Source organism: Enterococcus florum, assembly GCF_004309355.1.
In the GTDB taxonomy this organism is placed as follows: Bacteria; Bacillota; Bacilli; order Lactobacillales; family Enterococcaceae; genus Enterococcus_A; species Enterococcus_A florum.
This window is the reverse complement of the sequence record NZ_BJCC01000008.1, coordinates 87,381-111,913: the sequence shown is the minus strand read 5'-3', so window position 1 is coordinate 111,913 and position 24,533 is coordinate 87,381. Positions and strand designations below refer to the sequence as shown.

General features: G+C 40.5%; 26 protein-coding genes and 1 pseudogene. 11 read left to right on the top strand and 16 right to left on the bottom strand.

Annotation, left to right across the window (positions count from 1 at the left end; all coding sequences use genetic code 11):
* Nucleotides 1-60 precede the first annotated feature (60 nt).
* On the top strand, nucleotides 61-258 hold the full coding sequence (locus tag NRIC_RS04770; RefSeq protein ID WP_146621567.1) for a hypothetical protein: 198 nt from the start codon (nucleotides 61-63) through the stop codon (nucleotides 256-258).
* A gap of 95 nt (nucleotides 259-353) precedes the next feature.
* On the opposite strand, the gene NRIC_RS04765 is transcribed toward NRIC_RS04770, so the two are convergent.
* The gene (locus NRIC_RS04765) at nucleotides 354-1,679 is read right to left on the bottom strand and encodes a replication-associated recombination protein A (RefSeq protein WP_146621566.1); all 1,326 of its coding nucleotides are present in this window, start codon (nucleotides 1,677-1,679) and stop codon (nucleotides 354-356) included.
* 868 nt (nucleotides 1,680-2,547) lie between these two features.
* Between NRIC_RS04765 and NRIC_RS04760 the strand changes: the two genes are divergently transcribed.
* Nucleotides 2,548-3,204, top strand: a complete 657-nt coding sequence (locus NRIC_RS04760; protein ID WP_175580004.1) for a CPBP family intramembrane glutamic endopeptidase — start codon at nucleotides 2,548-2,550, stop codon at nucleotides 3,202-3,204.
* Between the two features lie 216 nt (nucleotides 3,205-3,420).
* The gene (locus NRIC_RS04755; RefSeq protein ID WP_146621564.1) at nucleotides 3,421-3,630 is read left to right on the top strand and encodes a DUF4177 domain-containing protein; all 210 of its coding nucleotides are present in this window, start codon (nucleotides 3,421-3,423) and stop codon (nucleotides 3,628-3,630) included.
* 189 nt (nucleotides 3,631-3,819) lie between these two features.
* On the opposite strand, the gene NRIC_RS04750 is transcribed toward NRIC_RS04755, so the two are convergent.
* The 6 genes and pseudogenes from NRIC_RS04750 to NRIC_RS04730 all read right to left on the bottom strand — a co-directional run bounded on the left by NRIC_RS04750 (nucleotide 3,820) and on the right by NRIC_RS04730 (nucleotide 6,403).
* A complete protein-coding gene (locus tag NRIC_RS04750; protein ID WP_146621563.1) occupies nucleotides 3,820-4,263 on the bottom strand; it encodes a hypothetical protein in 444 nt (147 codons plus the stop codon).
* Nucleotides 4,260-4,466 carry a helix-turn-helix transcriptional regulator gene (locus NRIC_RS04745; protein ID WP_146621562.1) on the bottom strand — a complete coding sequence of 69 codons (207 nt, stop codon included), beginning with the start codon at nucleotides 4,464-4,466 and terminating at the stop codon, nucleotides 4,260-4,262. The genes NRIC_RS04750 and NRIC_RS04745 overlap by 4 nt, the downstream gene beginning before the upstream one ends.
* Nucleotides 4,467-4,926: 460 nt before the next feature.
* Entirely contained in the window at nucleotides 4,927-5,088 is a 162-nt protein-coding gene (locus NRIC_RS19225) for a hypothetical protein (RefSeq protein ID WP_175580003.1), read from the bottom strand.
* Nucleotides 5,089-5,465: 377 nt separating this feature from the next.
* Nucleotides 5,466-5,849, bottom strand: coding sequence for a hypothetical protein (locus NRIC_RS04740; protein ID WP_146621561.1), 384 nt, complete (start codon nucleotides 5,847-5,849; stop codon nucleotides 5,466-5,468).
* 8 nt (nucleotides 5,850-5,857) lie between these two features.
* A pseudogene (locus tag NRIC_RS19830) lies at nucleotides 5,858-6,055 on the bottom strand (DUF1642 domain-containing protein); the annotation flags it as partial.
* A gap of 15 nt (nucleotides 6,056-6,070) precedes the next feature.
* Nucleotides 6,071-6,403 carry a hypothetical protein gene (locus tag NRIC_RS04730; protein WP_146621559.1) on the bottom strand — a complete coding sequence of 111 codons (333 nt, stop codon included), beginning with the start codon at nucleotides 6,401-6,403 and terminating at the stop codon, nucleotides 6,071-6,073.
* A 155-nt stretch (nucleotides 6,404-6,558) separates the two neighbouring features.
* Here NRIC_RS04730 and NRIC_RS04725 point away from each other — a divergent pair, with 155 nt between their 5' ends.
* The gene (locus tag NRIC_RS04725; RefSeq protein WP_146621558.1) at nucleotides 6,559-7,128 is read left to right on the top strand and encodes a hypothetical protein; all 570 of its coding nucleotides are present in this window, start codon (nucleotides 6,559-6,561) and stop codon (nucleotides 7,126-7,128) included.
* An 85-nt stretch (nucleotides 7,129-7,213) separates the two neighbouring features.
* Here the strand turns inward: NRIC_RS04725 and NRIC_RS04720 are convergent, their stop codons facing one another.
* On the bottom strand, nucleotides 7,214-7,516 hold the full coding sequence (locus NRIC_RS04720) for a YopX family protein (protein ID WP_146621557.1): 303 nt from the start codon (nucleotides 7,514-7,516) through the stop codon (nucleotides 7,214-7,216).
* Between the two features lie 562 nt (nucleotides 7,517-8,078).
* Here NRIC_RS04720 and NRIC_RS04715 point away from each other — a divergent pair.
* A complete protein-coding gene (locus tag NRIC_RS04715) occupies nucleotides 8,079-9,083 on the top strand; it encodes an IS4 family transposase (RefSeq protein ID WP_227873741.1) in 1,005 nt (334 codons plus the stop codon).
* Nucleotides 9,084-9,316: 233 nt separating this feature from the next.
* On the opposite strand, the gene NRIC_RS04710 is transcribed toward NRIC_RS04715, so the two are convergent.
* Nucleotides 9,317-11,077 (bottom strand): S-layer homology domain-containing protein, encoded by a 1,761-nt coding sequence (locus tag NRIC_RS04710; RefSeq protein WP_146621556.1) that lies wholly within the window; start codon nucleotides 11,075-11,077, stop codon nucleotides 9,317-9,319.
* Between the two features lie 321 nt (nucleotides 11,078-11,398).
* Between NRIC_RS04710 and NRIC_RS04705 the strand changes: the two genes are divergently transcribed.
* Together NRIC_RS04705 and NRIC_RS04700 are read left to right on the top strand one after the other, a co-directional pair.
* Nucleotides 11,399-12,061: a 5'-methylthioadenosine/S-adenosylhomocysteine nucleosidase gene (locus NRIC_RS04705; RefSeq protein ID WP_146621555.1), complete on the top strand. Its 663-nt coding sequence runs from the start codon at nucleotides 11,399-11,401 to the stop codon at nucleotides 12,059-12,061.
* Between the two features lie 475 nt (nucleotides 12,062-12,536).
* Nucleotides 12,537-12,980 (top strand): VOC family protein, encoded by a 444-nt coding sequence (locus tag NRIC_RS04700; protein WP_146621554.1) that lies wholly within the window; start codon nucleotides 12,537-12,539, stop codon nucleotides 12,978-12,980.
* A 283-nt stretch (nucleotides 12,981-13,263) separates the two neighbouring features.
* Here the strand turns inward: NRIC_RS04700 and add are convergent, their stop codons facing one another.
* The 3 genes from add to NRIC_RS04685 all read right to left on the bottom strand — a co-directional run bounded on the left by add (nucleotide 13,264) and on the right by NRIC_RS04685 (nucleotide 17,410).
* Nucleotides 13,264-14,283: an adenosine deaminase gene (gene add, locus NRIC_RS04695; RefSeq protein ID WP_146621553.1), complete on the bottom strand. Its 1,020-nt coding sequence runs from the start codon at nucleotides 14,281-14,283 to the stop codon at nucleotides 13,264-13,266.
* Nucleotides 14,284-14,810: 527 nt separating this feature from the next.
* Nucleotides 14,811-15,230 (bottom strand): Spx/MgsR family RNA polymerase-binding regulatory protein, encoded by a 420-nt coding sequence (locus NRIC_RS04690; RefSeq protein WP_146621552.1) that lies wholly within the window; start codon nucleotides 15,228-15,230, stop codon nucleotides 14,811-14,813.
* Between the two features lie 524 nt (nucleotides 15,231-15,754).
* Nucleotides 15,755-17,410 carry a MutS-related protein gene (locus tag NRIC_RS04685; protein ID WP_227873736.1) on the bottom strand — a complete coding sequence of 552 codons (1,656 nt, stop codon included), beginning with the start codon at nucleotides 17,408-17,410 and terminating at the stop codon, nucleotides 15,755-15,757.
* Between the two features lie 595 nt (nucleotides 17,411-18,005).
* Here NRIC_RS04685 and NRIC_RS04680 point away from each other — a divergent pair.
* Both NRIC_RS04680 and NRIC_RS19825 read left to right on the top strand, forming a co-directional pair.
* Entirely contained in the window at nucleotides 18,006-18,488 is a 483-nt protein-coding gene (locus NRIC_RS04680; RefSeq protein ID WP_146621551.1) for an HAD family hydrolase, read from the top strand.
* Entirely contained in the window at nucleotides 18,440-18,667 is a 228-nt protein-coding gene (locus NRIC_RS19825) for an HAD-IA family hydrolase (protein ID WP_146621550.1), read from the top strand. Before NRIC_RS04680 ends, NRIC_RS19825 begins: the two co-directional genes overlap by 49 nt.
* 396 nt (nucleotides 18,668-19,063) lie before the next feature.
* Here NRIC_RS19825 and NRIC_RS04670 read toward each other — a convergent pair whose 3' ends face one another.
* Nucleotides 19,064-19,771 (bottom strand): flavodoxin, encoded by a 708-nt coding sequence (locus NRIC_RS04670; RefSeq protein WP_227873735.1) that lies wholly within the window; start codon nucleotides 19,769-19,771, stop codon nucleotides 19,064-19,066.
* Nucleotides 19,772-20,059: 288 nt separating this feature from the next.
* On the opposite strand from NRIC_RS04670, the gene NRIC_RS04665 reads away from it, so the two are divergent.
* Complete coding sequence (locus tag NRIC_RS04665) at nucleotides 20,060-20,491, top strand: MerR family transcriptional regulator (protein WP_146621549.1); 432 nt, start codon at nucleotides 20,060-20,062, stop codon at nucleotides 20,489-20,491.
* Between the two features lie 69 nt (nucleotides 20,492-20,560).
* Complete coding sequence (locus tag NRIC_RS04660) at nucleotides 20,561-21,412, top strand: aldo/keto reductase (protein WP_146621548.1); 852 nt, start codon at nucleotides 20,561-20,563, stop codon at nucleotides 21,410-21,412.
* Nucleotides 21,413-21,474: 62 nt separating this feature from the next.
* Here the strand turns inward: NRIC_RS04660 and NRIC_RS04655 are convergent, their stop codons facing one another.
* The 3 genes from NRIC_RS04655 to NRIC_RS04645 form a co-directional block, all read right to left on the bottom strand.
* Nucleotides 21,475-22,320, bottom strand: a complete 846-nt coding sequence (locus NRIC_RS04655; protein WP_146621547.1) for a sialate O-acetylesterase — start codon at nucleotides 22,318-22,320, stop codon at nucleotides 21,475-21,477.
* A gap of 154 nt (nucleotides 22,321-22,474) precedes the next feature.
* Entirely contained in the window at nucleotides 22,475-22,663 is a 189-nt protein-coding gene (locus NRIC_RS04650) for a hypothetical protein (protein WP_146621546.1), read from the bottom strand.
* 363 nt (nucleotides 22,664-23,026) lie between these two features.
* Nucleotides 23,027-24,418 (bottom strand): aldehyde dehydrogenase, encoded by a 1,392-nt coding sequence (locus NRIC_RS04645; RefSeq protein WP_146621545.1) that lies wholly within the window; start codon nucleotides 24,416-24,418, stop codon nucleotides 23,027-23,029.
* Nucleotides 24,419-24,533: the final 115 nt, after the last annotated feature.

Genomic DNA, 24,533 nt, shown 5'->3' with positions numbered 1-24,533 from the left:
ATTCCAGCACAAGAAAAAGTCGGGTCGATTAATCTTTTTACTGCGGGGAATTCGTTGAAGTTGATGCAGTATAGGCTGTCGGTGGACTATCTCGACCTGCCATCTCCCCTTTTTGAATCAGCTGAAAAAGCAGCCTTTGCTGTATCACTGGCAGACGGGGGGCGGACGGTTCCAGCATTAATAGATCGAGCAACACAAGTTGATGCATTCTCAGAATCGGTGACTTTCTTTAGCTTGTATACCTTTTATTTGATGTAGTTAGTTGATTTGCTGGGAAGGGACGGGGCTAGCTTCGCGGAGATAATGACAAAAAAGACTGATCCACCGACCAGTCTTTCCCTATTTATTCTGTTTTATTGATCATGCTCAGAATGCCATTTCTCGATCGCTTCCTTGCGTTCCTTGAAACGTTTTTCATTCCCCTGCATCGTTGGCAAATAGTACTGATGCCCTTCCAAGGACGGCGGCATCGTCTTCATTGAGGTCAGCTTGTCCTCGGTATCATGGGCATATTGGTAATCCTCACCATAGCGCAGATCCTTCATTAATTGTGTCGGTGCATTGCGGATGACCAAAGGAACCGGTTCGTTGAAGGTCTCATAAACATCCTTTTTGGCCCGATGATAGGCCGCATCTACCGCATTCGACTTTGGTGCCAAGGACAAATAGATGACAGCCTGCGTCAGATGGACATTACACTCAGGCATCCCCAAAAACTGACAGGATTGAAAAACAGTGTTGGCTAACTCCAGTGCTCGAATATCGGCCAGCCCAATGTCCTCACTGGCAAAACGCACCAGCCGTCTGGCGATGTACAAAGGATCTTCGCCAGATTCCACCATGCGCGCCAACCAATAGATCGCCGCATCAACATCACTGTTTCGCATCGACTTGTGCAAGGCAGAAATCACATTGTAGTGTTCCTCGCCATTTTTATCATAGAGAAACGATTTTCTCTCGATCAGATCCAGCAGCTTGTCCTGCTTCAGGGAGACAGTATCTCCATTTTTATCCCCATTTAAAACAGCCATCTCCAACGCGTTCAAGGCCACGCGCGCATCGCCGTTGGCATATGAGGCGATAGAATTCAAAACCTCGTCGTCCGTTTTAACGGTCAGACTAGGAAAACCTCGTTGGCTGGCAATCGCCTGCTTCAGCAGCTGTACAATGTCGTTTTCTTCTAATTGATTTAAGACAAAGACTTTGCTTCTGGAGAGCAAAGCCGAGTTAATCTCAAATGACGGATTCTCGGTGGTGGCACCAATCAGAATAATGCTGCCATTCTCGACATAAGGTAAAAAGGCATCCTGCTGAGCTTTATTGAAACGATGGATCTCATCGACAAAGACGATTGTTTTTACACCAAACGTCAGATTCTGCTCCGCATCCTTCATCACGACTTTTATTTCTTTGATACCGCTGGTAACGGCGCTGAAATTGATAAACTCCGATTCCGTCTGATTGGCAATAATCCGAGCCAAGGTCGTCTTGCCGACACCCGGTGGCCCCCAAAAGATCATGGATGAGACACGATCGTTTTCAATGATATCTCTCAACAGCTTCCCTTCGCCTAGCAAATGGCCCTGCCCTACAAATTCGTCCAGCGTTTCTGGTCGTACCCGAGTAGCCAGTGGTTCACTCTTTTCTCTTGATTTTTCAAAAATCGACCCTTGTCTCATCACACATCCTCCTAGCGGAAATTGGTTCGCTATCGAACTTATGTTCTTATTTTAGCATTTTTGAAGAAGGAATACAAAAACCCCGCTAATCAGTTTCATCGCTTCTTTTTTCAGAGAGAATAACTCCATCTGTATGAACGTTGCATCTATTGTTTTCCATAACTCTAACTCAGTCTTATCATTGTTCAGCGCTTTTTTCGGGCTTTATTTTTTCTATTTGACCTCTTAGTCCTGCCATCTCTTTATCGGTTTTCTGTGGTGAAGAATCACTGAACTCTTTCACTTTTGGTCGATTATCTTCGGCAACTGTTGCATTCTGATTATCGACAGTCCTTTGATCCATTGCCACAAAATTATTCAGTTTAATTAGTACCCTAGGGCAGTTTAATGCAACTCAAAGGATGCTGAACTGCACGAATAGCGTTTAGCGACTCTTAAAACCAGTTGAGTATTTACTCAAGCATACGATATAATTACATAAATACTTTTTCAGGAGGCTTATGATCGTAAAAGGGCTTCATCAATTTTCCTCATCTATGGCAATCATATCAAAGCTCGTTTGGTTCATTTCACTCTTCCTTCGTTACAATAATGGACTTTTTTTGGCACGGACAACCGATTAGCTTAAAAATATAGGCATGAGTCTGCACGCAGATCAGAACGAGCATTTGGAAATAAAATCCGGGTCATAGGAATAAAATTCGAGCTTCCTCTATTCTTCATATTCTCGATCTTAACTTTTCTAACCGCTTAAAATTGGCAGATGTCTTTTGAGTCCAACAGGAATCGCTGATCCATCATTTCAAGGTTCCATAGTCTCATCAGATTATCAATGTGGAATGCGTTATACGAAAAACGGAGGGAAACAATGAAATCTAAAAAAATCGTATTTGGTGCTGTGGGTCTGACATTTCTTTATGGCTTGTTTTTTTATATTTGTGCTTCCTTTTTATGGAGTAAAGGTTGGTTCATTTCTTTAAATGATATCACTCCACAAAATGTTGGATTCAAATTTTTTATGGACGCTGTTGTAAATCTATCATTTGTCTTCGTCATTCTTGGTTTGATATGGATGAATAAAAAATCCTTGGCTATAGTAGGAATCACGAATCAATCTCGTTTGGTTACTCTGCTATTGCTAGCAGTCTATGTGATTATGTTCTTGGCTCATGGAGATTTCACTATCAAAGGGATTTATTTAGCCTACTTTTATCTGGTAGTTGTCGCCTTCGCAGAAGAATTTATGTTTAGAGGATTCCTCTTTACACAAATTGAGCAACAATCTAATTTCCTAACGGGAATTGTCATTAGCGGTTTGCTTTTCGGCGCTATGCACAGCATTATGCCAACCATTATTTCCAACGGTTCCTTTGCAGACTTAATCGCTAAAATTTCCAATGATTTATTGGGTCAAGGAATTTTGGGTAGCGCTTTGTTTGCTTTCGCTTATAAAAAGAGCGGTACTCTATTTGTTCCAGTTTTGATCCATGCAATTTTAGACTATTCGGGAGTTGTGTTTGGATAAAAAAATTTACAAACGACTAAAAGATCATGTTACTCATGTTTTTTCTTCACTTTCGGTCTTTAAATGGAAACGCTCTGTTAGTTGTTCATGTACCCATTAATGGTTCAACATAAATTTGAGCAGTTCAGGCCCTAATTTCTACCACTTAAGAAAAAACGTGCCTTCTTCATTTTTTTCTTGCTATTATGTGAACATAATAAATCAGGAGGTTTTATCATGTATGAGTACAAATCAGAAATTCTATCGACAAAAACTAAATGGTTAACGGACAAAGCAGAGGAAGGCGATTTATTAGAACTGGATCAATTGATTAACAAACGTGCACAAGAGGGTTGGGATTTAGTTACCTATTCGTATATGTCCACTTCTATGCAAGTTAAAGCTGCCACCTTGATTACCTTCAAAAAGCTAAAAGAAACAAATTAGTTTGTTTGACTAACCGATTTGAAACCATCTATGTTTTTAGATGGTTTTTTTCATATTTTCCTTCCTTGTCCGTACAATCCGTCGTTAGTGGAATCAGATTCGTTTTCCCACGCTGCCCATTCACAATCGTGTCTTTTCTCTTGCACAATCGATTCTTCCGGTCTTTTCAAAGATACTCAATTTTTTAGTTTAATACTTTTTATCAAGATGTTTGAAGATAAGAATCCCTGCGACATACTGAAAAATCACATATCCGCCCAAATAGAAAAGTAAGATTTTTGAATTTTGAATAACCCCTAAAGACGATAGTATAGAAAAAACTACGATTGAAATACAAATAGTGATCAATCCCAATAGGTACGCATATCGACCAGATAAGTTTCTAAATTTTTCTTTGCGTTCATCCCGCAGGTTGATTTTTTCTTCATCCATCTTCTCGACATACTTTTCAACGTTTTGAGGACGTGTCCAGTAAACATATTTACAGATCATGGCTAGACCAGGAATGATCCCAGCCCCTGCAAATCCCCAAAATAGGCTATTTAGTTTTGTATCTAGAAAAATTCCACACAGCAAAAAGATGACCCCAACAAGGACGTACAAGAATCCACCCCTCAGTGTATTTCTTTTCATTTTTCAGCACTCCTCTCATTGATAAAAATTTCTTCAATAGACAGGTCAAAAAAATCTGAAATGGCAAAGGCCAACTCTAAAGATGGATTGTATTTGCCCGTTTCAATGGAACTAACCGTCTGCCTTGAGACTCGTATCGCTTTTGCAAACTGGTCTTGGTTCAATTTGCGTGCCTTTCTCAACTCTTCCACTCTATTTTTCACAATTCGATCCTCTCATTTTTGACAAGCTTCCTTTACACATAGTATAACTTCTTTATTCAGTTTTTGTCAAGTTTCCTTTACATGATGCTTCATAATCATTTAAGATTTATACTCTTTACCTTGTACTTTTGCCGTTTGATCTGTTCCAATTGCGATGACTTTTAAGGAATTGCTTGGATTTTTCTGTTAAAGCTTCCAATTAGTTTAGCTTCTCAAAACAATAAAGTCATCCTACATATTCCATGTAACATGAACTTTTCCTCCGGTACATCAAACAACTTTCTACGTGTATCTGCCAAACTTAAACTGTGGATTCGCATTTGGTTACTATTTATGCCCAAAAATTACAATTACTTGGTATTTTTTTCTAACCAAGTCGCTCAAGCTATTCGTAACTTATGCTCTATTCATACTTATCTCCTTTTCAAACCTAGGTGATGGCTTCGGTTACCGGATCTATTTACATAATCAGATCGATAATTTTATGAGCAAATTCAATTTCTTTTTCAGCCGATAACTCATCACTGCACCAAGTTATAGCAAAATCATATAGGATATCGCTGATTTCGTCTTCATCAATTGCTTCTACTCGTTTCTCAGCGATTTCGGCTGCATGAATCATTCCGCCACCTCTTTCAACCAATCTTCAATTTCTTTTTCTGTCAGATTTATGTCAGGGATATAGTTCTTAGCAGTCTCGAAACTTCTGCCCCACCGTTCCATCCACTCATCAACCGTTTGTCCCTCAAAGTCATACTAATTTGTTTCATGTAAATATTTGCTTAATCCTTCCTCTGTCCAATTCCAATGTGTTGGCGCATCGACTACATAGCTTATTCGCGTATACTTACCGTTTGGTTGTTGAGTGATTAATCCCACTATTTAACCCCCTCTTTCAAAATTTGAATTGCCTTTTCAATACCTTTTCGCTCAAATCCTTTTGCTCTAAATGCTAGACAGCTTTCTAAAATTCTAATCGCTTTTTTCAATTGAGAGCCCTCATTCCGCGAACGCTGCTGGGACGTGAATCTCTTCTAGATTATTCAAACGAGATAGAGCAATATAGGCGACATCCTGTTCGTCTTCTCTGGTCGTTGGATTTGCAAGATAACCAATAACACTAAAATAGCCATCACCTGTATCGGTGAACATTTCTTTCAACCACTCGAGAACTATCTGCTGGTTTTCGTTAAGTTCATATGGCAATATGTTTCTAAACTTTCCAGTATTTTCTCTGATCCAATCTCTCAAATATGGATTGTCAATGTAGTAATGTCCGTTATTAGTCAGCGCATCTGTCAATACTGACTCATACGATTTTCTTGTTAAATGATGCTTCTCTATCCAATTTCTGACGAACTCAATCGTGATATTCTCTTCCATTATCACACCTACACTTTCTCGACTGACACTGCGAACTGCCAGTAACGTTCGTCGATTGATTTGATTTCCTTCTGAGTTAATTTGTATGCACTGCTATGCCAAAATTCCAATTCAGCTTGACTGACAAATTTGTGATCCTGCCTGCCATGAAACATTTTTATAAGATATTTTCCAGCAACCATTACTGAATATTTTGGTTCCTCCTCTTCATAACCATTTGATCAAGCCTGTGAAAACAAGTCTTGGTTCTCCTTGCTTTCAAACCATTTTGGCAAACCCTCTCGATCAGTAGCTCTTTGATAACTCCGCATATTGCCTTCATCCATAGCAGCCCTCAATGGATAGTTATTCCATTTACAATAATCAAGCCACATATAGATGATTGCTGGCACTTTGACTTTCTGAGGTTCGTCTAGTAGTTCGACAAATTTAATGCAGTCAGAACAACCATCGGCCAATCCTTCCGCATATAAATGATTCGAAATAACAGAGCTTCGCTTGATAGCGTTAGTTTGCATTCTTTTTATTCCATCAATAATTTCTTGTTTATTCATAAATACCTTCTTGATAGGCTGAGTTTGCAGATTTTTTTCAGAATTTACCCTTCTCACACTAAATTGATTCATTGAAAACTTTTTTACTAAAACCACTTTACAAATCCGTTTCAAATGTTACAATTGTGTTACAAGACATAAATCGGGAGGGTATCATGAAAAAGTTAATGACTATTCTATTGTTGTCGCTGTCACTTCTTTCTTTGTCCGCTTGTAATACTAAAAAGGATGCTTCAACTACCAAGTCAAAAGAAACTACCGTAAGCACAACAATCAAAAAGAAAAAGGAGTCTTCCACCAAAGCTGCTGAATCAAAGCAGTCTAGTTCGTCACAATCTATTCAAACACCAGAAACGTCGCCAACTGAACAGCCTAGCCAAAATCAGCAACAAGTACAAACACCCGAGGCGGCTTATGTCGATCCAAACCAGTCGAACCAGACACCGCAAACACCTGCTGTTGAACAACCTGCTCAAAATGCGGAGACACCAGTAGTAAATAATTGGATGACTCCTGATCAAAGAAATGATATGATTATGGGTGGAAAATTTGATCCAGCTTTTGTTGACAGCTTATCTCAATCTGACTATCAAATTGCAGCAGATCGTGCGCAGCAAAGGCTAGAAGAATCTGGCTATGGCGATGTAACACTTGTTTGGCACGAAATTTACAAGATGTATCCAGAGAGTACGACGCTTTTTGATAATAATACTCCTACAGAATAACTATTTGAGTTGATAAATTATCAACTCTTTTTTGTATGATCAATAATAAAAATAATACTTCAAATTTACTCTTTGATAGTCGTGGTTAGCGGAACTTTATTTCGTGGATGTTATTGGCTATAACACTGCGGAAATTTACATTCACAAGTAAATTGTCATCACCAGCCATAAAAGCACCGTTGTGAAGGATGACTTCTTCATTCCAACCAAAACCAGTGTCTTTTTCCTCATCATCGATGATTGTGATAATATCGCCTACATAAATCTCAGTACCATTCTTGTCCTTAAGGCCAGTTGATTGTCCTATTGTCTCAATATCAACGTACTGGGCTGTATGATTAAATATTTGTGCATATGAGAGTGTAGAAGCACCGCCAAACTCTGGCATGATGAAGCAAGTATTTTCATCAAACTTAACGCAACTACCATGAATCCAACCGCCATCGTGACATCTCCTCTAAATTTCGGTATCATTCGCCATCCTCCATCTCCTCAAACATTTCGTCTATTACATATTCCAGATGTTTTGCTTGCTCGTAAGCAAAGTTCAATGCAACAGTTCGACTTATATAATGCCGTTCCAACTTCATTCTGTTTCGCTGATACCATTTCACTTTCCCTGAATTTCTGATCGCTCTTTCGCCCTCATCAGAAGCTCTGCGCTCGCAACTTAAAGTAGATAATAAATTTTGTATTTCTTTTTTTATTTGTTTTCACTAGTGTTGCAAAGAATTCCCAATCACTAAATCCTTGATTTACCGCTATCCAACAACAAAAAAGTCCTTTATACTACTCTTGGATGACTTATCCAAGACCAATAAAAAGGACCAACGCATGGATAAGTATAACGCAAAAACATCTTTTCAGAAATGGTTTTCCGCAATTAAATTTGACGAATTATCTAAAGAAGCCAAAAATTGGATTCTTCAATTTGATTCGTATAGTAAAAACTGGATTTCACCACCGCAATCAAAATTCTGTTACACGCCGTTTATGAAGAACTACCAAGCTTTCGCGAAATGGATCGTGCTTTTATGGATCGCAGACTCTGTAAAGAAATCGAGATTGAGTCTCTGTGCTATAGCTCACTCTCTCGTAAAACCGCTGAAATTAGTCAAGATGTTCTAATGGAGATCTTTACACAGTTGTCTCGGAAAGTATCGAAAGAACGACCCAGTTCGAAAACAACAAGTCTTCAACTCGTTGATTCGACCACGATTCCACTGAACAAAACCCGATTTCCATGGGCAACGTTTCGGAAAACAAAAGCAGGCATCAAGCTTCATTTGAACCTCTGTTATCTGGATAGAGACACTCAATATCCAGAGCGTTTTACGATCACCAATGCCGAAGAACATGACCGGAATCACTTCGAATGCTTGGTGGATAAAACGGAATCCACCTATGTCGTAGACCGTGGCTATTTTGATTACAAGCTGCTTGACCGCTTGCACAATGACGGCCATTTCTTTGTGACACGGACAAAATCCAATACGACGATCACCGTCTTAGAACAAATTGAACCTACCCATCGAAAGACGACAGATGGCCAAATCATCAGTGACCAGCACGTCATTTTAGGCGGTGGAAATAATCATGTCACCGAACGTTTTCGACTAGTGACTGTTTTGACGAAAGGGCAACGTCTCTTGCGAATCGTGACCAATCGTTTTGATGTTTCGTCCACTGAAATCGCCGACATGTATCAGACACGTTGGCAGATCGAACTGTTCTTCAAGCATTTAAAACAGAATCTGACGATCAAGCAGCTTTACTCACGAAGCGAACAAGGCGCGATCAATCAAGTGATTCTTACGCTGATTGCGACACTGTTGACTTATTTGATAAAGATCGAACTGAATTCAACAGCGACACTCTTTCAGCTGAAGCGCTCCTTCCATTATCTGCGTTTTGAACTCGCAGAAGTTTGGCTGGAACGATATAGACCTGGTTGATTTTGATTAGATAAGTTGTCGTCACTTATAGGGTTCAGCTAAATAGGCACTAAAATTTTCTGGAAAAAATTCATCCGTTGCGTAAGCACTCGACTTTTTGAAAACTTTAGCGAGAGATAGTTTTCAGATTATTCTGACTATATTTGTGCAACACTAGTGATTTGTTTTAAATTATTTTCCAATATTTAAAACCTCCTTGATAGCTTTCGTTACTAAAGTCTTCTAATAAAAATTTAAAAATTTTTATACTCATCATAAATACTTTCTCGAATCATTATTCTTGGATATCTCACTTCCAAAATATACATTCCATTTATCATCTCCATTCTTTGCTCTAAGTCAATCTCGTTATTGATCTTTCTATACGTACTTAAAACAGGATTGCTTACATTTTTACTATATTCAGCTGGACTTATCCGAATTGTGTAGTTCATTTTAATGAAGACGTTATCTCTTATTTTAGGGTCAATAACTCCATTAATTTTTATTCCCATGCCCGGATTATTTTTATCATCTGGATTTCCAATGTTTTCAATATGATTATTTATAATTATTGGAGAAATCCAGTTGTAGATTCCAATGCCGTGACTAGTACAATTTTTAATATAGTTATCTCGAACGACAATATTCGCATGTGGACTATCAGGTGTGAACATGTGCGTTCCGATTGCGGATGGTAAGTTTTCAAAAATGTTCGCTTGAATTAAAATATTTATGTTTGGTGTATTATCTTGACTACTGTATTTTCCAGGAAACCCTTCTGTGTTTTTATCAGGAACATCCAAATTTATGGCCTCTTTGCCTGCTTTTGTTCCTATTGTATGACTAACAAACGAGCATCCTATTATTTTTATATCTTTTGATGCAGCTAGTTCAATGAAATGAGTATTCCCGTACATATTTGTTAACCTAATTTGTTGTATAGAAACATTTGACGCATGCCCCATTTCAAAAACAACATTTTTATTTCCCATATTATTAATCGTAGGCGGAGAAGATTCTGCTCCAATGAATTCGATGTCACTAACTCCCTCATACTTCTCATACTTCGATTCCTTGATTCTTTCTTTATCAGCAAAAACAAAAATCGGAAAATTTTTCTCTCCCAGTGTTCTGATTTCAGTATTTTTCGAGAAATTTATCTTTGTATTTGAGGGTACATAAATTGTGTCATCAAAAGTTATATTATCCATTTCAATGTTTACATCGGTTTTTCTTGATGTGTTATCCAAATAAGATTGTAAAACTAATCGGTTCTTAGTTTTTTTTGAGTATTCTCCTTCATGCTTGATATTTGATATGCTTGGAATCGGTTCACTTTGATCTGTAAAACGAAAAGCAGTACAATTTTTAATTGATTTCTGTAATTTATCTAAAAAAGAGGCACACATTTTTCTTGTGCAGTTATCGTTAGGATTAAAATTGCTATTGCTAGATGATATTACGCCTACTTTATAAAGCCGTTCAACAGACTGTATAGCATAACTTGGGATTTCATTCCTATCCTGGAAATTTATTTCCCCATGATTTATGTCAGGAAGTTGGAAATTTTGACTTTTGATATAATTATCTAAAAAAACTATCATCTGTGCTCTCGTCAAAATTGAATTTGGTTTGAAAGTTGAATCATTGGCCCCATTCACAATCTTCTTTTTTTCTGCCCAATATAAAGATGCTGCGAACGAATCATTCTTGTAATTCACATCCATAAATTTGCCATTAATTTCCTGTTCCTCAGAAGAAAAATCAATTAATGCATTTGAAAACTTAGCTAGAGTTTCAATCATCTCGCTTCTTTTCATTTCTTTATTAGGATAGAAATTTGAATCTGGGGATAATTCCATCCAATTAGCTTTAATACTCGTTATAATACTTCCATAAGCCCAATCATTTTCGGAAACATCTTTCGGAATATTTATTTCTCCAGCATTTGCTTGCTGAGAGAAAAATACAAATACCATAAAAAAAACCACCAAAATTATTCTCTTTTTCATCGCCCATTCCTCCTCTAATGCCTCCGCTTACTGTATCTTTGCTTAATATCTTTGCTTAATATCTTAATTTATGACTTCACCTTTTCGCCAAAGCCTTGTTTGAGTGCATTTCACAACAGCGTCATCGAGTCTGATTTGCTCTTCTATTTTCAATCGTTCTTGCTTTTCACGTCAGTTCTCCTTAAAAATATTAGGATTGTTTTTCGCATTTTCCTTAATTCGTTTTTCTTCATAAATTCCTCCGTTAGCGGAACTTTTAATTAGCAGGTTTCATTTATTTTTTATGGTACAATTTTCTAAAACAAGCTTGGAGGTTCTATTATGAAAATTGGAATTGTTTGTGCTATGGAACTGGAAATCCAACCATTGATAGACAGGCTAGCCCCCGTACAAAAATTCGAATATCTGGGCAGAAAATTTTATGTATCAAATCAAGTCAGCCACCAATTTATTTTACTGTGCTCCGGTCAAGGCAAAACAAATAGTTCAATTTTTACCCAAGTGCTACTTGAAAAGTTTTCTCCAGAGTTGGTTCTTAATATTGGTATTTGTGGAGGAATATCTTCTAATTCTTCTTTATCAGATATTTATCTCGGAAAGAAATACTGTCATTACGATATTCGAAAAAAGCAATCGCAACTTAAATTTCCTTATCAACTCTTTTACGAAGCCGATAAAGATGCAATTCATTTGTTCTCAAAACATGATCCTTCATTAAAAATAGGTAATTTTGGTACAGGTGAAGGTTTCGTCACCACTTCTGAGCAAAGAACCACTTTAATAAGTGAATTTCACATTGATTGTGTTGACATGGAATCAGCCTCAATAGCCCAATGTTGCTTTTTGAATGACATAAACTTTTTATCCATACGTATTGTTTCTGACAAGGCTAATTCACAAGCGGTCAACATTGGAGAAATGAAGCAAAAAAAGTTAATGTCAAAAATCTTTAATCTAATCTGCTTAATTTTCAAAATAGAGTGAGCTTTTTTATTTAACTATTAATTCAAGCATTTCTACGTGATAGTCCCAACTACATGAACTTTCCATTCCATACTTGTTTCCAAGCTGCCTAATTTTTACATTTAGTATATGTTACAAAAATCGTCGTAACTCTTCTTAATAGCTAGCTTTTAACATTTTATGATTTAAGAGAAATGTGTCCCCGCACTAAATTGAGCGCTGTTTCGCTTTCTTATCTGAAGAAAATTATTTTGAATGTTTTGCTGGCTTATTGTATTTTTTTATTATGATTTTACCCGCTAATGATTTTTCTGTACTATTCTCGGCCAGTATTCAAACGAGCTGTACTTTTTTTAAAAGGGCAGCATGATAAATTTTTACCTATTTTATTTAAGGATTGTTCTTAAGCCATCAACTGGGTATTTTTCATAGGATTTCCTGATTTTCTATAGAACCATTTTCTCATAGACTTTAAATCAGAAAAGGAGAAACAGCCATGAAACAAAGCATCGTCCACATTGCTTTGGTCGTAGAAGACTACGATAAAGCGATCGATTTTTACACGAATAAGCTGGATTTTATATTGGTGGAGGATACCTATCAGGCTGAACAAAACAAGTGCTGGGTGGTGGTTTCTCCAAGAGGAACGAACGGTACTACGCTTTTGCTGGCGAAAGCTTCTGAGCCGATCCAAAAGGACTTTGTTGGCAATCAGGCAGGTGGCAGAGTCTTTCTTTTTCTAGGAACAGACGATTTTAACCGTGATTATCGGACGATGCTGGAAAGAGGGATTGAATTTGTCAGAGAGCCTAAATCAGCGGACTATGGCGAAGTGGCTGTTTTTAAGGATTTGTACGAAAATTTGTGGGATTTGATTCAGTTTAGCGAGGGACATCCGATGGGGCGCCGGGTGGAGTCACTCTGCTCAGGGAACTCTTGATCCATTCTCTATTCCCTTTGCCCCTGCGACTTGGTATAATAAATACGGACCCACTTTGACCAAGAAACCCTTTAATCTACCTGCGGAAACGGGTGAATTACTTTACAACTTCTTGGTCGGGTTCTTTTTTGTGCTGATTTGTAAAAGTTTATAAATATGGTGGGCTGCCCACCCGATTTTTCCGGAGCGGATCGATGTTTAGTGATCGGCTCTTTTTCAATCGGAAAAACACAAAAAAGCTCTCCCGCCGCTAAAAGTCAGGAGAGCAGAAAACAAGGCTGCGTTATTCATTTTCTGAAAGAATCACGTTGTCATAATCGGTATTGATTTGATCAATAACCTGTGCCTTGACTTGCGATGAGGCGAATGCTCCGTGAATCGCATTGAGGGTCAGCTGCTTCATATCAGAGTAGCCTAACCCGCAATGTTTGGACAATTGATCAAATTCGTTGGTCAATGTTGTTTGAGAAACCGTTCGATTATCCGTATTGATGCAGCAGTTGATCTGCTGTTCCATAAAGTCGCGAATAGGGTAATCCTCCCAGTTTTCGATCGCGTTTGTTTGAATGTTGCTGGTTGGACACATTTCTAGCAATGTGCCTTTTTGCGCACACTCTTGCATGATTGAGGGTGAATCCTTGATTGCCACGCCGTGTCCGATGCGAGCAGCTCCTAAACGAATCGCCGCAGCTACGTTTTGGGCACATCCACATTCTCCAGCGTGCAGCGTCAGGTTCAGTCCTGCTGCTGCAGCATAGTCTGTACAGGCTTTGATAGTGTCGTTCGATCGCTGCTGCTCATCACCGGCAAAATCGAAACCAGAAATGACCGCACTGTTCATATACTGAATGACATCTACAAGCTGCTGGTTTTCTTCATCTGAGTGGTGGCGCATCGCAGAGACAATCACCTGTGCATATACAGGAAACTGCTGCTGCGCTTGCGTGACTCCATCGACTACAGCCTGCAGAACTTGTTCAATGGACAGTCCTTCTTCTTGATGCAGCTTGGGTGCAAAGCGGATTTCAATGTAGCGGATTGCCTCCGCGTGGGCCTGTTCAATTAGATCATAAGCAGCGATCGCCAAATTTTCTTCACTTTGAAGCAGTGGTAAAATCACGGCGAAGCTTTCCAGGTATTCCTTCAAATGCAGACATTTTTTTGGTGCTGCTGCTTTCGACAGTTTCTCTAAAGGAAATTGTTCCTTTTCCGCTAATTTCCTCAAGGTACTTAACTGGATGGAACCGTCCAAATGACAATGCAATTCAACCTTCGACAGGGAACGAATCGTTTCTTTATCCAATGGTCTCTCCTTTTTGGTCGTTTTAGTTCAACGCTTTCTCCTATTATAAACAAAGAGCGGCGAATGTCTCAATGCTTGATTGCAACAGCACTTAAGACTTACTTGTCACCTCATTTTCTCTCAACGATCGGTCTTTTTATCGCACTTCGCGTACCTTAGTTAGTTAAAGAGTCAGTTCCTCAAAATCAATGCCATTGACTCTTTCTAGCAGAAAAACATCTTCTTCGTTGAATTGCGGAGGGATGCCGCCGCAAATTCTCACCGAGAGTGCCCGGATTTTTCAGTGACTCCTCCTGAAGCAACGCCGATTTGTGCTGCCTTTAATAGCTGGCATGAAGCAACTGGATTTATCTTCGGAGGATTTGCTTACTTCTGCGGCATATATATTTACTTTTCTGGATGGTGATCGGTGATGCGGAGTGTTTTCTCCGACTTCAATAATAAGTCTTCACTGTAAGTAGAATGTAACTTGTTAAAACAGATTTTTTGTCAAAAAAAGAAAGGGAAAGCCCTTCCTTTTTTAGGGATCAATAGTCGGTTTCTGGCCTGAACAACACCAGGTTTTTGTCTGAATCCTCCCTCAAGGTATATTGGATCTCCTGCGGGATAAATTGCTGAATCTCTTCTTCATTGAAGCCGATCTGCAATCGCAAAGAATCGATAAGGATCGGTTGCCTTAACAGGTTTGGTTGCTCTTTAAAGTAGTCCAGGAGCTCTCTAAATGATAAGTGATCAAAGTCGATCGTTAGTTTTTCATAGACCTTGGATCGCAAGGAGATAATCTCCTCAATACTGATTTCAGATAGTGAAAGAATATGTTTGAGTTCTTCTTCGGTCAATGGCTCAACTGAAATATCCCTCTCCTGAAAGGCCAAACCCTTCTTTTTCAACCAAGTACTTGCCTTCTTGCATGAAATACAGTTAGGCATGCCATACAATTGAATCATTGATTATCAATCTCCCTTTCTTCCGTAAACGCGTGAATCATTGTTCATTCGAGACATTCCTATATAATCAGATTTCCTACTTTTTTAAGATCTGTTAACTAGTTGAATCTATTTTAAAAAGAAAAATAAACAAGTGACTTTTTCCAATCAAGTCATCGGAAGTATTAAAGAAAAGTGATTGCGTAAAAAGAAGGGTTACTAGGCAAATATAACGGGCCAGATGGTAGCGAATAAAATGAGTCTTTGATGCCAATCAACATCCGCCTTGCAAAAAAACTACTGTTAGGCAGCTGTACGAACATGCTCGATTTTACTTAATTCATTGACAATGGCGATTACGAAAAATAGACTTACAGCTATTACTCCAATCAAGAATATGGTTGAAGGTAGCCAGCTTTTTCATGATACTCTTCTGTATGTAATTACTTAAAGTTAGTGTATCATGTTTGTTCTGTCAGAATTTTCGGTTTTTTCTCGTTTTTATTAAAGAATTGAAAAAGAGGAAGGCATTTGGCCTTCCTCTTTTAAACGTTGCTCTTCCCCCACTCCCCCGTCTTTCGATACGCATCCGCACAAGCTTCTGCTTGACGAACAAGCTCCGGATCATATTCGCAGTGGGCCAAAAGCTTGATAGCATTGCTGCCGGTAGTTGCACCGGTTTTCAGCACATAATCGAATAAAATATCTTCTGCAGTTACGACTTCCTGAAAGTGGTAATTATCGTAGCAGTCATGTAAAATTCGACTCAGCTCCATGTCATGAGTAGCTAAATACAAGAAGCAGTCCTCGGAGGCAAAACGTTTCAAAATAACAGAAGCAGCAGCGATGCGTTCCACCACATTGGTCCCTTTGAAGAGTTCATCTAAAAAAATCATCGGATAACCTGAACCAGCAGCCACCTCTAGCAATCGTTTGACAGATTTGACCTCTGCAACATAGAAACTGTCACCTGCAGTCAGATCATCCTTGAGGTTCATGGACGAATAAACTTCGCAAGGACGGAACCGATATTGCTTGGCAAGACAGGTATTGAGTAATTGTCCAAGGATCGTATTGACGGCTAAAGTACGGGCAAAAGTGGATTTTCCGCTGGCATTGGAACCAGTGATTAGAAGCTTATTGCCGAGAGTACAAGAATTCGGTACTGGTTTTTTCAGCAAGGGATGGACGATCTCTTCAAATATCAGCTGTTCCTCTTCATGAAATTCAGGCTGACAATAGTAAACCAAGCTGTCTCGATAGGAGGCCGTTGAAATACATAGCTCAACAAATCCGATGCAGCGATACAATTCCAGTGCTTGCTGGCGGTGCTTGCACAGCATTCGCACTACTGCAAAATACGCAAAACCGTATAGTCCAAAATAGCAAGTAATGATTATCATCAGGCTACTGTTTGATCCAGACACTTGGATAATGTAATCGGCCAATGCAGAAATATTTTTAAACACTGAAAGATTCGCTTTTAAACAATCTGTTTCCCGTTTAAAGGCAGGTGGATCTTCCTTGATGATCTGTTTGGCTGCTCGCACCATCCGAGTGAACATACCCAAAGTGACCATAGAAGCATAAATTTTTCGCAGCACGATTGAAAACAAGATCAGCGAGGCCGCAAAGCCTAATGTTGTTGCCAAGATCCCATAGTCTGGATCCAGTCTCAGCCAAATCAAAGCTGCTACATTGGATAGCGTCATTAATGTGATTAAAATGATTGGAATTTTTGGAAATTCTGTCGGCTTCAACAGCAGTTCGATCAGACCATTTCCTGTTTTGCGGCCGATCCGGTGAAAAGCAAATTGCAGCGTTTGCCGCAGCTCTGCATTTTGCTGCATCGCTTGGACAGCCGCTTCGAAATAAGCACTGTCGGAATTGTGCTGCTGACGGAATAGGCGGTAGCAATATTCATCTCCGATACTGGATTGTGTGTTTTTTACTCGTTGGAACACCAGATCCATGTCTAGATCCTGCCAGGTGATGTCGTCGATCTGCGGCTCCTTCAACGGATCACACTGGTAATACCGCCGCATACTGGCATAATCCCGCTCGTCCGAAGACCAGACCGGAGCCTTGCCATACTCAGCAGCGATCCTTGCTTTGACCTTCTGATTGTGTTGGTACAATAAATAACTATATCCGATAAAAAAAACGCTGACGATCCCTAAAATAACTGCATAAACGATCACTGTCTCTTTCCCCCTCTTCGGACTCATCAACACTGTAGCAAATTCTGCCGGAAAAAAGCGGAAATTTCCTAAATGACTGTTTTTTTGTCTTAAATGTAAAAGAAGAAAACATAGCGACGCTAAACTCTGCGGCTTCTTCTCACTGCTATTTGAAATGCTTGGCTTATTTATTATTTCATCCCTCGCAGAATGATCTGACTCGCAAGTCCGAAAAGCAAAGCCAGCAAAAAAACATCTCAAACGATCGTCTGAAAAAGCACCCCAGACTTAGTGCCGCTGTCACTAGAATTCCAAAAAGACGGACGAAAATCCTAAACATACGGAGGACATCTCTGGTTTTTCCGTGAGAGATCTCACTTCCTTTGGATAAAGGCAGTTTGGCTTATCCTAAAGGTAAAATAGTTGCGCGGGCCCGTACAAACCTATTTCTCTCGTTTTAGTTATGCAGTCAAATTTTCGAAACCTGAAATAGGGGAAATTGCTACTAAAACTAAAGACAGCTTTGGCAAAAAGGATTTGTCAAAATAACCCTTATTTTTCTTTTTTTTCATGATACACTACTACTAACGATGGCAACGGGCAAAGGAGAAAAGCAATGAAGTGTGTGATTTTCGATATGGATGGAACCTTGATCAATTCGGAAAAGTGTTACTATCAGGTCTGGGAAAAGCTGATCGGCCAGGCAGGCTATTCGCTAAATACGACTTTTTACAAAACGATTTTAGGCTGCCCGACTACTGAGATCGAGGAATTGTTCTTGGCTTATTTCGGCGCAGATTTCCCTTTTAAGGAATTGTTTACGGCGTTTATGAAGACGCGGAAAGAATACATCGATCAAGTGCATTTTGAGTTGACACCGGGGATACTACGCTTTTTCGACTTGTGTGAGGCGCAAAGAGTAACCTGTGGTGTCGCTACTTCTTCACATAAGGATGAAGCGACTCAGTTATTAAAGTCGATCGGGGTCTGGAACCGGCTGCACTTTTCGGCCTTCGGAGATGATATAAAAATGGCAAGCCGGATCCTGAAATTTTTAATAAGGCAGTCCAACGTTCGGGCTTTTCCAAACAAGACATAGTAGTATTCGAGGATTCAAAAAATGGCCTGCTGGCTGCTAAACGAGCGGGATTATCGGTGTATCAGATCAATGATTTTATTTCATTAGATCGTGAGGATGAACAGTTGGCAAAACAAATATTCCGTGATTTTGATGAAGTGTTGGCGTTTTGCGGAGAGTCACCAAAGATATTGGAATAATAGAAAAAGGATCGATGGAGGGGCGCACTTCAAACAATGTCCCTTTCATCGATCCTCTTTTAACGATTTAACAACATATAATGATTTGATAGAGACGCACGCTACAGATCAATCTTCTCAATCATCTGTATGTCCGATTGTAATATCTCACCATTATAGTCTTTAAGCAACTCTTCAAAAGTTAGTTCTTCTGACTTTCTTAGCACGACCCTTTTGCCTTCCATCCTCACTTCCCAAATACCTCCCTTTCTGAAAGGGCAATATAAACATCTTCTCCACACACATCGATTTTGATTGTCCTCGTCAGATTCCCTTCTTTTCCCCTTAATGATAAGCCCATTTTTTTGAAAACACACGCATAGCCAGTCTCTTCATGCGAAAAAAGGGTCATACCCATCACGGCAGCCGATTCAACCATTTTACAATTTCCGGCTCACTGTCGTCTACGTCATTGCGGTTCACTGAGTAACCTTCTTCCACCACGGTTGCCTCTGGTTCTTCTTTTGCAATGGAGGCGATCGTATCGGAAAATCCGCTGCCGCCGTGGACATTGAATGGTATGACGGTCTTCCCAGACAAATCGTGTTCATCTAGAAAGGTGTACAGTACCATCGGCATGTCTCCCCACCAATTCGGATAACCGACGAATATCGTATCGTACTCGTCAATGGTATCGATCGTTGCTGCTAGAGCTGGTCGAACATTGTCTTCTTGTTCCTTTGAAGCCAAGTCAACCAATTTTTCATGATCCGTCGGATAAGGCTCTGCGGGTTCAATCCGGAAAATATCCGCTCCGATGTTTTCTTGAATCGTTTGGCCTACAAATTGCACATTCCCAAGAACCTTTCCGTCGACCACCGTTGCGCTGTTGTCTTCTTCAGTCGTCATATTATCTGGGTCCTCTGTTTCAGGTTGAGAAAAATACACTACCAATGTTCTACCAAACTTGCTGGCTAAATCGGTGGAGGGTTCAACCGAGCGGGCAAAGTCTGCCGATTCCGTGCTGCTCGGATTACTGGAGCCAGCTCCTGAATCATTGTTCGCACAAGCGGTGATGCCGAACAATACCGCTCCTAAAATCCCCATTTTTATCATACATTTCATACACATTCTCCTTCTGTCATTTTTAATGATTTGTTTTTCTTTAAAGCAAAGTCTACTCTATGAAGTTAGCTCAAAGGCAAGGACTATTTCATTTTTTTTTGATTTTTAGAAGACTGTGAGTCGTTTTATTTCGTCATATACTCAAATAATAGAGAATTATTTCAAAAATACAGACTTTTCTCTTGCCTTGGAGTCCACTTCATAACTTATACTCTAATTAATCAATGATGAGAACTACTCTGTTGGCAAGAGTGATTCCTGTTTTAAAAAGGAAAGGAGATGCGAAAGATGAACATTAAAGAAGTGGCCGAGATGTTTGGTCTTACTGTGGATACCATTCGATATTACGAACGAATCGGGGTAATACCCCCGGTGACTCGAGATGAACGCGGGTATCGGGTATTTATGAAAAAGGACCTGAACTGGGTGTTTTTAGTCAAGAACCTGCGAAATGCGGGGGTCTCAATCGAGTCGCTAGTGGACTTTGCAGCATTGTCCCAAATCCATGGGGATGAACGACTGGCTCAAAAAGACATTTTGCGCCACCAGCTGGCGGAGCTCGATGAAAAGTTGGCAGAGATGACCAAGACTCGTGATTTGCTGGAATACAAGATCGAAACTTACGATGAGCATATCGCCAAGTTCAACAATGGTGAAATGACCGAGGACAAGATCGAAAAGCTGTGGAAAATGAAACATTTCAACAAGTCTGCCAAATGAATCCAGCTAAATATCGACTAGTCTTAAAAAATAGTCTTAAAAAAATTTTTTTATTGGAGGAACCAATCTATGCAATCAATCAAATTAAACAACGGCATCACTATTCCTATTTTAGGTTTTGGAACATATCAAATCACTGACCCTGCACAAGCTGAACAAGCGGTTTTGGATGCTATCCAAGCTGGCTATCGTCACATCGATACTGCGCAATCGTATATGAATGAAGAAGCTGTCGGAAAAGGCATTGCCAAATCTGGTGTGCCTCGCAGAGAACTGTTTATTACCACGAAAGTTTGGGTGGAAAACGTTTCTTATGAAAAAGCTAAATCCTCTGTGCAACGGTCATTGGATCGTCTGGGTTTGGATTATTTGGATCTGTTATTATTGCACCAACCATACAATGATGTCTATGGGGCATGGCATGCACTGGAAGAATTGCAGGAAGAAGGCAAGGTTCGGGCCATTGGTATTTCCAATTTCGCTGTCGATCGTGCGGTGGATCTGGCCGAATTCAACAAAGTCACACCCCAAGTCAACCAAATCGAGATTAACCCCTTCCAGCAACAAACAGATGCTATCGCTGCATTGAGGGAAGAAGGCATCGCCGTCGAAGCGTGGGCTCCCTTTGCAGAAGGTAAAAACGACATCTTCCAAAATAAGGTGCTGACTGAAATTGGCAACCAATATAAAAAATCGGTCGCTCAAGTCATCGTGCGCTGGTTAGTCGAGCAAGAAGTAGTTGTGTTGACAAAATCAGTCAATCCTGACCGGATGGCTCAAAACATTGATGTGTTTGATTTCGCTTTGACCGATGAAGACAAACAAAAAATCGCCGAACTAAATATCGGCGAAAGTCAATTCTTCTCCCATGCTGATCCACAAATGATCAAATGGATGGCTGGGCGAAAGATGAATGTGTAGATGTTTTTGGTGAGCCGTTAGACTTTGTGGGTTTAGCGGTTTTTTAATGGGGTTTTTCAGGTTTATTTAGAAGACTTCTCATTCATCCTCTGCATAAACTGATCAAAATCGATCTCCCCCAGCACCAGCTCTTTGCTCAACAGGTACATGTCAATCGCTGGAGAAATCGGTGTGTCCTGCTGCTTCTCAATCCACTCCTCTTCTCCTGCCACTGGCTGGTTCACGGAACGTTTTTTCGAAAAAGCCGCGTAATAGCGCAATCCGAATTTCCGCTGTGATTTGGCATTCATGTGGATGCCATCAGGATTGGCGGATAAGCCTTTCGCCGTCACAAAACAAGTATTCTCGTCCTTTTCAGCTACCTGCTGTATTTTCTGATTGATCTCTTGGTACTCCACTGCACTGGCTCCGAAGCCGCTTTTGCCTAAAAAGTCGCCTAGACCACCGATCAAAATCGGTAGATCCGGCTGGCCCAATTCCTGTCTCAAATAAGCAAACAAAGCGCGAACTTTTTCTTCGTAGACCTTATAGCGCTGATCCAAGCTGTCATTTTCGCCTTGGTGCCACAAAATGCCGATCAATTCACTGTTTTCCAACGCAAAGCGCGCTTCGGAAAGGGCGTGCTGGGTCAAAATTCCTTCTGGTGCCCATTCGTCGATGCTGCTGCCGCCTTCTGCACAAGGGATCAAACCAAGCGTTTCTTCTGGATGATTCTCGACCCATTCCCAAGCAAAGGACGCCGCTGGCCCAATTCCAGCCACCTCCCGGTCAAAATGAATCGGCTCAGCCATCATTTGCCAACGGCCGTTGCGCAGCATCTGGATTCGTTCATGGTAAATCGGCGGAACCTCTCTCACAAAACCTCTTCCAGCCATATTGGATTGTCCGATCAGTAAAATCGATTTCACGTGTCTTCCTTCTTTCTCAGTGCTTTACTATCAGTGAGTATAGTGCAAGGTGTTGATGAGGGCAAGGAGGAAGATTTTTCTATTTTCTCTTAGGTAAAATAATCGATGATACGAGCTTCGCAAATAATGCTATTTCTCAAAATACTCATTTGCTTTAAGTATAAGCAAACGGATTTTCGATCAACGGCTGAATCTTATGACTTGCTGATTGCTCCGCCAGCTGAATCGTTTGGTGATAGACATATCGGACTGGGACTGAGCCAATACTCACTTTGTGCACACCGATCGCTGCTAATTTGGCAGAATCGTTGAAAACACTGTTTGAAATGATGCTGATCATCATGGAATTTTCTTGTATCAGATTCGTGACTACCTGTTTTCAACCAGTGGCCGGGAGCAAAAACACAGTCAGCATCTGCTCCAAGGCATTTTCCTTCACAACTTCTTTTGATTCACTGCAGCCGCTTTCAAAATCCATTGACAGCGGTATATTGACCCGTGGAGTTTTTTGACCTCCTCCAGCAGCCCTTCAAAAGGAATATCCTCACCATCCGGATAACCTAGAGCGTAGGGATTCAGGTACTGGAGGTCGTGATCGCTGCAAATCCCTGTTAGGCAAAAACATACTCAATGCCGACATTCCATACATTTGACGACTGCTTTCTGTGCTTCGATCTTTATTGATGTAAAATAGGAAAGAATTTAGCTACTTCAACAACCTCCGAATCCATCCCAGCTTCTTTTCCGTATAAGGCGGAAAAATGAACGGAGTATCCATCTTCTTCGAGGAGAGGATACTGCGGGCGTTGGAAAAGGTCTCGAAGCTGTATTTTCCGTGGTAGGAACCAATACCCGCTTTGCCTACACCGCCAAAGGGCAACTTGTCTGAAACCAGATGCATAATCGTGTTGTTGATCGCCACACCGCCGGAGCTGGTCTCATGGATGATCTTTTGCTGTTCTTTTTTATCTTGGGAAAAGATATACATGGCTAAAGGTTTGGGCAATTGATTGATCTGCTGAATCGCTGCATCGAGGTTCATGTAAGAAATCACAGGCAGGATCGGACCGAAAATTTCTTCCTCCATCGCTCCTGATTGCCAAGAGGCTTCCACCAATGTCGGTTCAATATACCAATCATCTGGATTGACCAGTCCGCCGAACAGCCATTCATCATGGGTCTTCTCTAAAAGATCAACGAGGCGGATGAAGTGTTTCTCGTTGATGATCCGGGCGTAGCTGTCGCTTTTTTCAGGTCGGGTGCTGTAAAATTCTTCGAGCACCTTTTTGGCTTCATGGACAAAGGCGTCCTTGACCTGATGATGGACCACGACATAATCGGGAGCCACGCAAGTTTGCCCAGCATTGAGGGTCTTTCCCCAGAGGATTCGTTTAGCAGCCAAATGCAGATCAGCCTCTTTGGTGATGATCGCAGGACTCTTCCCGCCTAATTCCAAAGTGACCGGGGTCAGATTTTTGGCAGCCGCCTGCATGACGATCTTGCCAACTTTTTCGCTGCCGGTGAAAAAGATGTAATCAAATGGACAGCTGAGCAGTGCGTTATTGGTATCGACTCCGCCTTCGACTACCGAGACGTATTTTGGATCAAAGGTCTTAGTGATCATCTGACTGATGATCTTGGAAAAGTTCGGAGTCAGCTCGGAAGGCTTGATCACTGCACAATTTCCAGCAGCGATTGCACCGACAAGCGGCTCGATCAACAGCTGAAACGGATAATTAAAAGGCCCAATAATCAGTGCAGTTCCATACGGTTCATAATGAATGCGGCTGGTAGAGGGCCACAGAAAAAAGGGCGTTGTCACCCGCTGGTCCTTGGTCCAGCGAGGAACTTTTTTGATCATGCTTCTGAGACTTTTCAATACAAAGCCGATCTCGGTGGCGTAGGATTCCATCGGATGCTTGCCTAAGTCCTGCTGCAAGGCGGTCATCAAGGCAGCTTCATGATCCATGATACTTTGTCTAAGTTTCTTTAATTGTGCGACACGGAAATCGGCGTCTTTTGTCTGGTGACTGGCGAAGAATGCTTGATGATGTTTCAGCAGTTGATTGGCCTCTTGTTCCGTCCATTCGTTTGCCAATGGGATCCTCTCCTTTTTATTCTCTTACCCCTACTATAACGAAAACGGAAGAAAATGAATATTTTTTCGCTTAGTTGACAAAAAACCTCGGAAAACCAAGTTTTTCGAGGTTTCT